Below are 9,392 nucleotides of genomic sequence, written 5' to 3'. Positions count from 1 at the left end.
CACCCAGAGCGGCAACCCGACCCACACGTGCAGGATCTGTGCACCAGCCACCGCTTCCACCGCGATGATGATCACGTAGTAGTACCAGTACAACCAGCCAATGGTGAATCCTGCCCACGGCCCGATGCCGATTCGGGCGTAGTCGGCGAACGACCCGGCCTTGGGCTTGGCGACCACCATCTCGCCAAGCATGCGCAGCGAGCACAGAACCAGAGCGCCGGCCAGACAGTACGAGATGATGGCTGCGGGGCCGGCCGTCTGGATGACCGCTCCGCTACCGACGAATAGCCCGGCACCGATGGCGCCTCCGATGGCGATCATGGTCATGTGCCGCGTTTTCAGTGACCTGGCCAGGCCGGTGCGGGGTTCGGTGGATGAAGACAAGTGAGAACTCGATCCGTGGGTGGTTGACGGGGACAGCGGGTTCAGGCGGGCAGGGGCACGAGAGACGGTTCGCCGGCCTCGGCGACGATCTGTTCGATCGATTGGGCGCGACGGGCCACAGACCAGCGCCGGTGACCTTCTGGGTCGGACCCAATCGTGTAGACGGCGGGTCGCCCAAGCGCGTTGTACGAGAAGTGGCTGGAGAAGTAGTAGCCGCCAGTCTCCGGAATGGCCACCAGGTCGCCGGAGTGAATGCGAGGGAGTTCGCGACCGACGGCCAGCATGTCACCGGTGAAGCATGCTGGGCCTGCCACGTCCTGGACTCGTCGCTCGTCCTGTCGACGCTGCCCCGCTGCGTCGTACACGTCGACCCGCAGTGGCCACGCGTCCGGCGCAAAGACCGTGCGGGTGGCGACCTGTACCCCGGCATGGGTGACGGCGATCGGCCGGCCGCCGGTCACCTTCGTGTACTCGACCCGGGCGATGATGGTGCCGGCCTTGGCCGTCAACGCGCGCCCGAACTCGGTCACCAGAATGTATGTCCCATCGAACAATTCGGGCGCCACGGACTCCAGGGCGGCACGGTGATCGGTGAAGGTCGGGGTAATGTCGTCCGAGCCGAAGTTGACCGGGAGCCCCCCTCCGATATCGATTCGCTGAACTTGCTGACGACCGATACGGGCGGTGATCTCTTCGGCGAGGTCCACGATCTGGCGCACTCCCTCGGCGGCGTGAGGCAGGCTCAGCCCCTGGGATCCGCTGTGCACGTGCAGCTGGGTCAGCCACGGCCGGGAGACGAAGGCGTCGATGAGGGCTTCGCGGTGATCGGCCAAACCGATACCGAACTTGGACGTTGTCGTCGCGGTACTCATGGCGCCGATGGCACCCGCTCCGGTCTGCGGATTGATGCGCACACCGATGACCGACCGGTGAACGCCCACCCGCGCGATCGCCTCATCGACCCGTGTGAGTTCCTCGAAGTTGTCGACGTTGAACGAGATGCCCAGTTCGAGCGCGCTGCCGATCTCCGTCGTGGTCTTGGCAGGGGAGTCCAGCACGATGCGATCCGCAGGGAAGCCGGCAGCCAGGGCCAGCCCGAGCTCGCCCGGGCTGGCCACCTCACACCCGAATCCCGCATGCGCGAACCGCACGAGGACCGGGCGCAGGGTGATCGCCTTCGCCGCGATGGTGTGCAGCGCGGGCATGTCAGTCGGGTAGGTCTCGTTCACCGCGTGCATCAGCTCATCGAGCGTGTCCAGGTCGATGACTCCGCACAACGGGTTCAGGTCGTCGATGAACGCTTGTCGCGCCACACCGGCTACGACCTCTTCGCGGCGGCTTTGCAGCGTGTCAGGGCCGGGCAGGACGCGTTCAGCGCACGATAGTCCACCAATCACAGATGAACTCTATGGAGACGGACCGTTCGGTGAGAGTCACGCGGGCTGAGGAATTCCCGACGGATCTTCAGTTGATTCTGAGGGCCACGTCATGCCGCCCGGGTAAGAACCTCCGAAATGCACTAAACGGGTCCATTGTCGTCATCAGATTCGACGGGAGGCACGGCCCGGCGGCCCCGATCCCTTTCCGAGAGCAGAAGGCCGAGAGCCAGTCGAAGTCGTGATGTCGTCGACTGCAGGTCGATGCCGGAAACCACGCCGATCCGCTCCAATCGGTACCGCAGTGAATTGGCGTGAATCCCCAACTCGCGCGCCGCCTCGGCCAGATTTCCCGGATGCGCGAGGACCGCGGCGACGGTGTCGACGAACGAGGTTCCGTGGTCGGAGTCGTGCTCGTGCAAGGCCTCCAGCGGTTCTGCGATGGAGTGCGCCATCGGGGCCAGGCGGTCGGCCACCAGGATCAGGGTCAGCGCGTCCGGCACGTCGGCCGCAGTGAGGACCCTGGGACCAGGGTGTGCCGGGGGCCGTGGTGCCGAACCTTTGAGCGAGGCGGCGTCGAGGACCTGCCGAGCGACCTGCGCGGAGAGCCGCAGGTCCGAAAGGGCATGGGCGACAGGCCCGACCGACATCACGTCGTCGCGGCCGCGAGAAACTCGAGCCAGCTGCTCCATCAGCAAGCCCGCCACGTCCGCCTCCCGGGACTCGTCGTCCAGGAGCGGCAGAACGACGAAAAGGTCGGACCCCACACGTGCCGTCCTCGCCCCGGTGCGCAGCGCTTGGATGTGGAACATCAGGGAGCGAGACGAGGGAGTATCGGTTCCCAGCGCGACCACGGCATGTCCGGTATCGCGTTGCAGTCCGAGCAGCGAAGCGGGAACCCCAGGGTCCATCCCACGTGAGAGCAGGTCGACCAGCGCCGACTCCTGAAGCCGCCGTTCGTACTGGTCACGGTGGACCTCCCGGAGCAGCATGGCGGCAGCGGGCTGGCGCACCTGTAGCAGTAGCTGCCGCAACTCCTCACGATCAGTGTCGTCGTCCAGCGCCGCCCAGATCGTGCCGAGGGTTTCGGTCCCGGATCTCAGGGCCACCACCATGCGTGCCGGGTCGTCATCCTCGGCATTGCGCACCACCACGTCGTCAGACCGCCAGACCGCGGGCAGGAAGCCCGTGGCCATCAACCGCTCGATACGCCATGCGGGCACCGCACCCCGCAGGATCGTCTGGTTCCGGATGGGGTCGACGTCCCGACCGACGACCGCATACGCCAGCACGCGCGAATCCAGGTCCTCGATCGTCACGGGTGCCCCGCTCCTGGTGCTGATCCAGCGGGCCAGCGCCTCCAAGTTGTCCACCTGAGGTGCCGGAGTGACGATGCGGCCGGCGCCGAGAAGCCGGATCAGCACCCTGAACAGTTCGGTCCACCCCACCCAGGGGGAACGCCGAAACAGATGGGCCTGCTGGTTCTGCAACGGCGACAGGTCTCTTGTCGCGTCCGGTGGAAGCACGACGGCCGCGGCCGTCCCGACTTCGTCCAGCAATGACCCGAGTGCGAAGCGATCCTCGACGCGGGCACTCACCAGCACGATGGCGTCGCTGTAGTCGGCCCGCGTGCCGGGCTCGTGCAGGACGACGTCCCGCACCACCGGATCACCTTCCGGTTCGGCTCCTGCAACGAAGGGGACCAGCATGCCGGCTGCACCGGAAACGAGCGCAGACAGCGGTAGAACAAAGCTGGGGTCAGTCACGGTTGCAGATAGCCAATTGCCACACCTCATACCCTACGACCTGGCGATCCGCGCCAAGCGCCGGCAAGACCGCGTTATAACTCCGCCCTCCGACTGCCCGCTGTCTGTTCTTGAGGTTTCTCTATGGCTTCGCTTTCTCGCGGCGCGCCTCGTTGACTACTGTGTCAGGATGTGCCAATGGGGAAATTGGGAATTGCTGCGGCGATAGCAGCGGCGGCGGTGTTGTCGACGATGCAGTCCGCGGTCGTGCCGACGGCATCGGCCGCACCGTGCCCCGATGCCGAAGTCGTATTCGCCCGCGGCACCACCGAAGCGCCTGGCGTCGGTCCTGTCGGCCAGGCGTTCGTTGACTCGCTGCGCCCACAGCTGGGCACGAAGTCGTTCGCCGTGTACGCCGTCGACTACCCCGCCACCATGGAGTTTGCGACCGCCATCCAGGGCATCGCCGATGCGCGCGCCCACATCATTGCGACCGCCGCGGGCTGTCCTGACACCAAAATGGTGCTCGGCGGCTTCTCCCAAGGCGCGGCAGTGATGGGGTTCGTCACCGCGAGTGTGGTGCCCGATGGTGTCTCACCGTTGGACATCCCCACACCGATGCCACCTGAGGTGGCCGATCATGTGGCAGCCGTCGCTCTGTTCGGAAAGCCGTCGACGCGCTTCATGAAGGCGATCAACGACCCAGATGTCGTCGTCGGACCCAACTACGCGGCCAAGGCCGTCGATTTGTGTGTCGACAACGATTTGGTGTGCGACCCACACGGGAGAAGTTTCTCCGCGCACAACGAATACGTCGAGTCAGGCCTCGTAGGCCAGGGCGCGACCTTCGTAGCTCAGCGACTGCAAGCCATGTGGGCCGCTGACGCGACCGCGCCGGTGACGCCCAACCCCGCGATGTTGTCCGCTCCCTCGCAGGGCGCGGCGCCACACATCGCGTCGACGCCCGAGACGCTTCCCGGTCCGGCACCGCTTCCCGGGCCTGTCACCCTCGTACAGCCTTCAGGCGTCGCGCCGTTGACCTGACCGTGCGATGACCCCCGGGGGAACGCTCAATCCTGGCCGGTCGATTGCGGTCCGGTGATGTGCGCCTGCGCGTATTTGGTAAACGCGGCGAGCAGACGGTTGTTGTCGTTGGCACGGGTGGCCAGCACGACCCTGCTCGGTTCGATGTCTTCGATGGGCACCAGCGTCAGATCGGGTCGGACACTGCCCATGTGGGCCGGGACGATGGAGACGGCCTGCCCGGATGCGACGGCCTCGAACTTGTCGGCGAGGTCCTCGATGTAGGCGCCGTCGGGAACGGGGGCTCCGTCCGGGCGCGGTTCGGCGCGCCAGAATGCGTGCCAGTCGGGCGCGAAATCCTTGACGCGCAGCATCGGTTCACCCGAAATGTCCTCGAGGACAATGGATTCCTTGCCCGCCAACCGGTGATCACGCGGGACGAGCAGTGAACGGGGTTCGTCGTAGAGGATGCTCACCCGGAGCCCGTCGGTCGGGAACGGCAGTCGGGTGACGACCGCGTCCGCACGGTGATCCTGCAACACGGCGCACGGGTCGTCCCAGCCGACGTGGACGACGCGGACGTCGGCGTCCGGATGGCGGCGGCGCATCTCGCGCACGGCCGGCGTGACGATCAGGCCGGCGAGGTAGCCGATGGTGATGCGGCTCGGCTGCGCTGCGGCCTGCGTACTGGTGATGGCCTGGTTCGCGGAGCGCACGAGCTTCTCCGCCAGTGGCAGGAAGACCTGGCCGGCCTGGGTGAGCTGGCTGCCCTGCGGGCTGCGGTCGATCAGCCGTGCGCCGAGTTGATGCTCCAGGCGGCGGATCTGGCGGCTCAGTGAAGGCTGTGTGGTGTGCAGCGCCTCAGCCGCGCGCCCGAAATGCCGGTGTTCGGCGACGACCGTGAAGCACCACACCAGCTTCAGGTCGAGGTCGACGGCATGCGATGACGGCTCGGGCATACGTCGAGCGTAACTCCGTAGGGATGGCGCCCGTCTACAGATAGAGCGTTCTAACTGCGAATATGCGGACTTCGTATTGCGCGTTGCGATCTTTTCATTGGACCAATGATGGGTCGCGGCCGGAAGGTAGGTGGTGGGTTTCCAGTACCGGAGGTGTCTGAGGATGACGATCGCTGAGCGGCCAGGCGTCGCGGCCCGGTTGTTGGACCGGGTGGTTGCGCGGCGATGGAAGCTGCCGAAGGCCCGGTACGGCGTTCGGGTCGAGCGGGGCCTTGCCGTGCCCGCGCGGGATGGGGTCACTCTGCTCGCCGATCACTACTTTCCCGTCGGAACGCCGGGCCGGGGAACGATCCTGATCCGCACGCCGTACGGGCGGGGCCTGCCGGTCGACATGGATTCGCGGCTGTTCGCCGGACAGGGCTACCACGTGATGGTGCAGAGCTGCCGGGGCACATTCGGCTCCGGTGGCCAGTTCAGGCCCATCGAGTTCGACATGGACGACGGTCAGGACGCGGTGGCGTGGTTGCGCGAGCAGTCGTGGTTCGACGGGCGGTTGGCCACCTATGGCGCTTCGGCTGTCGGCTGGACGCAGTGGGCGCTGCTGACGGATCCACCGCCGGAGTTGCGCACCGCGATCGTCGTCGCCGGCTTCCACGATGCCAGCAAGTTCCTTTGGAGCACAGGCGCTTTCCGGCTGCACGACATGCTCACCTGGGCACGGATGAGCAACTACCAGGAACGGTTCGGGCCGGCAGGCGTCATGTTGATCTTCGCGAGGTCCGCCCGGCTCAACGCCTCAACCGTCGCGGCGCTCCCACTCGCCGATGCCGCGGACGCCTCCCTCAAGTACCGCACACCGTGGTTCCGGGACATGCTGTCCCACCCGGATCTGGCCGACCCGTTCTGGGCTCCCTTCAACGCCGAGGCCGCATTGGAAAAGGTGCGGGTGCCCATCCGGCTGGTCGCCGGCTGGCAGGACCTGATACTTCCGCAGACCATGCAGCAGTACGAGGTGCTTCACGAACGCGGGCTGGACGTGACCCTGACCGTCGGCCCGTGGATACACCAGGCGACCGTCTCCGGCGGCCAAGGCGAGCTCGCTGGCGAAAACCTCGACTGGCTGGCCGAACACCTTGCCGGCGAACCGGTTTCACGCCGGCATCAGCCCGTCCGCATCCACGTCACCGGCGCCGACGAATGGCGCGAATACGCCGCCTGGCCACCCCCGAGCACCGAAAAGGTGCACTACCTCCAGCCCGGCGGGCGGCTCACCGGCCAACAGCCGCAACGGGGCAGGTCCACGTTCGTCTACGACCCCGTTGATCCGACACCGACCGTCGCCGGACCGCTGATCGACATGTCCGCCGGGGTGCGTGACAACCGCGAACTCGAGGTACGTCCGGACGTGCTGACCTTCACCGGGCCGCCGCTCACCGAAGGACTGGAGATCATCGGCACCCCGGTCGTCGAACTCGTCCACGGCAGGAGCAATCCGCACGCGGACCTGTTCGTCCGGCTCTGCGACGTCGACCCGAAAGGCCGCTCCCGCAACGTCACCGAAACGTTTCGGCGCCTCGACATCACCACAGAAGACGGTCTGGTGCGGCTGCAACTGCATCCCTGCGCGCACCGGCTGGCCCCCGGCCACCGCCTGCGGCTACAGGTTTCGGGCGGGTCGTTCCCTCAGTACCTCCGCAACCAAGGCACCGGCGCGCCACCCGGTACCGGCACCCAGCTACGCCAGTGCACACACACCGTCCACCACGGGAGTTCCCGGCTGATCCTGCCGTTGGTATCCGCCAGTCGATGAGAAGAAAGTGGAATTGAGATGACACCCGAGAACACGGCTCTGTGGCTTCCGAAGCGTGGAGCGCAGTTCGCGCTAGGAGCAGCCCCCTACACCCGCCCGGCAGCCGACGAGGTGGTCGTGCGGGTACGCGCGGTCGCGGTGAATCCGATCGACGGGATGCCCGGTTTCGCCTACCGGCTGATCCTGCCGTGGCTGACGTTCCCCGCCGTCGTGGGATGTGATGTGGCCGGTGAGGTCGTCGAGGTCGGATCCGACGTGACGCGCCTGCGGCCGGGCGATCGCGTGGTCGGTATTGCGGGCGGGATCGAGCGGGACCGGAATCGCGCGGCAGAGGGCGCTTTTCAGCGGTACGCGGTGCTCGTGCAGTACATGGTCGCGCCCATCCCGGACGAGCTGCCCTTCGAGCAGGCGGCGGTTCTGCCGTTGGCGATGTCGACCGCGGCGACCGGTTTGTTCCAGCAAGACCACCTCGGGCTGGCCCTACCCACGATCGACGCGGTGGATCGCGGGCAGACGGTGCTCGTGTGGGGTGGGTCAACCAGCGTCGGCATCAACGCGATTCAGCTTGCGCGCAATGCTGGGTACCGCGTCATCGCCACGTCCTCGCCACGAAACTTCGACTACCTGCGTTCACTCGGTGCCGTCGCAACGGTCGACTACCACAACAGCACCGCCGTGGATGAACTCGTCGATGCGATCGGCGACAGTCCGTTGGCGGGCACACTCGCGATCGGTGACGGTGCTCTCCCGCCGACCCTGGCGGTCGCGTCGAGAGTGCCAGGGAGCCGTCGTATCGCGTCCGCCCAGCCGGCGCTGATCACCCGAATGCAGTTACTGTTCCGGCGCCGCAAGGGGGTCCAGGTGAGTGGCATCTGGGGCGGAAGCCTCAAGGACAACGAAGTCGGCCCCGGAATCTACGTCGACTTCCTTCCCGCCGCACTCGCCAAGGGCACCTACCGAGCCGCCCCCGAAGCCGTCGTCGTTGGCGACGGACTCGACAAGATTCCCGATGCGCTCGAACGGCTCAAGGCCGGCGTCTCCGCCAAGAAACTCGTCGTCACCGTTTGACGGCGGGGGAGCGTCCGGTAGGGGTCACCGGACGTAACCAGGCGACCCAACCCGCAAGTCGCATTCGGCCAAGTAAAGGGTACGGAAGCGCTTCGCGGCGTCGTCGAAGCGGTGGCTGTACGTACAGAGTTCGAGTGGAACAAACCCGAGTGGGTCTTCGTGATACCCAACTCGCCACAACGGGTCGGCATCGACGGTCACGCCTGAAAGCTAGCGACCTGCCTGGCGGCTTGCACCACGCTTGCGAAATCGGCTGTGCTATCGGCCTCGCCCAAGACTTCCACCGGCGCGCGGTCGTCTAGGCGGGTGTTCGTACCGAACAGCCACGCGCGCGCCGTCTTGCCGTCGTAGGCATCGACGAGCATCCGCACCACCTTGTAGCCCGCTCGCAGTCGGCGGTCAGTCATGTCGTGCGGCTCTGGCCCGTTCGGACGTGCGTACCGGCCGATCTGCTTTGCGTCAGCTAGCCCAGCGACAGCTGCGGCGACACGCTGCCCTACAGCACCCTGCAGGTAGCTAGCTATCTCCCGGATGGGGAGGGTGGCAGCGTCGGTGTCGAGTTTCTCCGACGCGACCGCGGTCAAGACGGCCATTGGACCTCCCGGCATCAACTCGAATCTCTCTATGCCCGGAGACTTCCCCACACGACCGGAAACTACACCTGAAACAACACCTGAATCAACACCCTGGCGGGTGTAGGGGATCAGGCAGGGACCCAGACGGTTTGAAAGGCACCTCCGATCGAGCGGCACGCAAGCTGCCGGTGCAGAAGCTCACCAAGTCTCACGTCGACAAGCTGGTGTCCGATCTCGTCGTCGGTGGCGCCATGACGGCCAAGGGACGGACTCGCCGGCCGTCGTCGACCGGTACTCGCGCAGTCCAGGCGCTGAGGTTGGAGCGGTGAACCCCGGTATGCGCTGACATGACGGAATTCGGCTTCAGGCGTGACGCAGGTCATTGCAAACCTGCCTTTAGTTAGGTAAACCTCACCTCATCTTTTTCACTTAATCCTCTTCCCGTGAGAAAT

The 9,392-nt window shown here is 66.1% G+C and carries 9 protein-coding genes; 4 read left to right on the top strand and 5 right to left on the bottom strand.

All coding sequences use genetic code 11. From position 1 onward, the window contains the following. From ACRDUX_RS41755 to ACRDUX_RS41745, 3 genes are all read right to left on the bottom strand, one after another. A partial coding sequence (locus ACRDUX_RS41755) for an amino acid permease (protein WP_526423593.1) occupies positions 1–384 on the bottom strand: 384 nt, incomplete at its 3' end. Positions 385–425: 41 nt separating this feature from the next. Beyond that, positions 426–1,781 (bottom strand): type III PLP-dependent enzyme domain-containing protein, encoded by a 1,356-nt coding sequence (locus ACRDUX_RS41750; protein ID WP_526423591.1) that lies wholly within the window; start codon positions 1,779–1,781, stop codon positions 426–428. A gap of 122 nt (positions 1,782–1,903) precedes the next feature. Further along, positions 1,904–3,469, bottom strand: a complete 1,566-nt coding sequence (locus ACRDUX_RS41745) for a PucR family transcriptional regulator (RefSeq protein WP_526423589.1) — start codon at positions 3,467–3,469, stop codon at positions 1,904–1,906. A gap of 234 nt (positions 3,470–3,703) precedes the next feature. Here ACRDUX_RS41745 and ACRDUX_RS41740 point away from each other — a divergent pair, with 234 nt between their 5' ends. Then, positions 3,704–4,549: a cutinase family protein gene (locus ACRDUX_RS41740; protein ID WP_526423587.1), complete on the top strand. Its 846-nt coding sequence runs from the start codon at positions 3,704–3,706 to the stop codon at positions 4,547–4,549. Positions 4,550–4,575: 26 nt separating this feature from the next. Here ACRDUX_RS41740 and ACRDUX_RS41735 read toward each other — a convergent pair whose 3' ends face one another. Then, complete coding sequence (locus tag ACRDUX_RS41735) at positions 4,576–5,487, bottom strand: LysR family transcriptional regulator (RefSeq protein WP_526423585.1); 912 nt, start codon at positions 5,485–5,487, stop codon at positions 4,576–4,578. 163 nt (positions 5,488–5,650) lie between these two features. On the opposite strand from ACRDUX_RS41735, the gene ACRDUX_RS41730 reads away from it, so the two are divergent. Next, entirely contained in the window at positions 5,651–7,297 is a 1,647-nt protein-coding gene (locus tag ACRDUX_RS41730) for a CocE/NonD family hydrolase (protein WP_526423583.1), read from the top strand. An 18-nt stretch (positions 7,298–7,315) separates the two neighbouring features. Then, the gene (locus ACRDUX_RS41725; RefSeq protein ID WP_526423581.1) at positions 7,316–8,365 is read left to right on the top strand and encodes a zinc-binding alcohol dehydrogenase family protein; all 1,050 of its coding nucleotides are present in this window, start codon (positions 7,316–7,318) and stop codon (positions 8,363–8,365) included. A gap of 197 nt (positions 8,366–8,562) precedes the next feature. Here ACRDUX_RS41725 and ACRDUX_RS41720 read toward each other — a convergent pair whose 3' ends face one another. Next, positions 8,563–8,958 (bottom strand): XRE family transcriptional regulator, encoded by a 396-nt coding sequence (locus tag ACRDUX_RS41720; RefSeq protein WP_526423579.1) that lies wholly within the window; start codon positions 8,956–8,958, stop codon positions 8,563–8,565. 131 nt (positions 8,959–9,089) lie between these two features. Between ACRDUX_RS41720 and ACRDUX_RS41715 the strand changes: the two genes are divergently transcribed. Further along, positions 9,090–9,269 (top strand): hypothetical protein, encoded by a 180-nt coding sequence (locus tag ACRDUX_RS41715; protein ID WP_526423577.1) that lies wholly within the window; start codon positions 9,090–9,092, stop codon positions 9,267–9,269. Positions 9,270–9,392 lie beyond the last annotated feature (123 nt).

The sequence above is a fragment of the Mycobacterium sp. genome (assembly GCF_050701675.1).
Classification (GTDB): domain Bacteria; phylum Actinomycetota; class Actinomycetes; order Mycobacteriales; family Mycobacteriaceae; genus Mycobacterium.
This window is presented reverse-complemented; position numbering and strand designations above follow the sequence as displayed.

What these genes read in the sequence shown, in the direction of transcription:
- ACRDUX_RS41720 (WP_526423579.1), bottom strand. Translation starts at nt 8,958, where the DNA reads ATGGCCGTCTTGACCGCGGTCGCGTCGGAGAAACTCGACACCGACGCT.
- ACRDUX_RS41735 (WP_526423585.1), bottom strand. Translation starts at nt 5,487, where the DNA reads ATGCCCGAGCCGTCATCGCATGCCGTCGACCTCGACCTGAAGCTGGTG.
- ACRDUX_RS41725 (WP_526423581.1), top strand. Translation starts at nt 7,316, where the DNA reads ATGACACCCGAGAACACGGCTCTGTGGCTTCCGAAGCGTGGAGCGCAG.
- ACRDUX_RS41745 (WP_526423589.1), bottom strand. Translation starts at nt 3,469, where the DNA reads ATGCTGGTCCCCTTCGTTGCAGGAGCCGAACCGGAAGGTGATCCGGTG.
- ACRDUX_RS41740 (WP_526423587.1), top strand. Translation starts at nt 3,704, where the DNA reads ATGGGGAAATTGGGAATTGCTGCGGCGATAGCAGCGGCGGCGGTGTTG.
- ACRDUX_RS41730 (WP_526423583.1), top strand. Translation starts at nt 5,651, where the DNA reads ATGACGATCGCTGAGCGGCCAGGCGTCGCGGCCCGGTTGTTGGACCGG.